Consider the following 666-nt stretch of genomic DNA (forward strand, 5'->3'; position numbering starts at 1 on the left):
GGCCTGGGGTGAGCCCTGGACCGGCGCCATCGGCCGCGACTGGATGGTGCCGGAGCTCTTCACCGACATGGCCCGCGCGCTGGAGCGCGCCTGCTTCGACTACGTGCTGATCGAGGACAGCTCCTGTGTCGGCGAGAGCGATGGCGGCTCGCGCGAGGTCTACCTGACCAACGGCCTCGCCGTGCCGCGGCAGGATCCGGCCGTGACGGGGACGCTGATGGCGGCCGCCACCCAGCGCATCGGCATCGTGCCGACCTTCGCGACCTTCACCCATCCGCCCTACCTGCTGGCGCGCATGATCGCCTCGATGGACCAGGCCTCGTCGGGCCGCATCGGCTGGAACATGGTCACGGGCAGCAGCGACTACGCCGCCAGGAACTACGGCTTCCAGGACGGGCTGCCGGAGCACGACCTGCGCTACGACATGGCCGACGAGTACATGAAGGTGGTGAACGGCCTCTGGGACAGCTGGGAGCCGGGGGCCATCCTCGCCAATACCGAGACCGGCGTGCTGGTCGACCACACCAAGGTCCACAGCATCGACTTCCAGGGCCAATGGTACAGCTGCCGCGGGCCGCTCAACTCCGGCCCCTGCCCGCAGGGGCGGCCCGTCATCGCCCAGGCCGGCGGCAGCCCACGCGGCCGGCAATTCGCCTCGCTCTATGC

1 protein-coding gene is annotated in these 666 nt (G+C 70.1%); it reads left to right on the forward strand.

Translation table 11 applies throughout. The features are described 5' to 3' along the window. Positions 1–666: LLM class flavin-dependent oxidoreductase (locus tag AC1DWF_RS35190; RefSeq protein WP_476843099.1), on the forward strand; the 666-nt coding region annotated here is incomplete at both ends.

This window comes from Aminobacter sp. P4_D5, assembly GCF_056401815.1.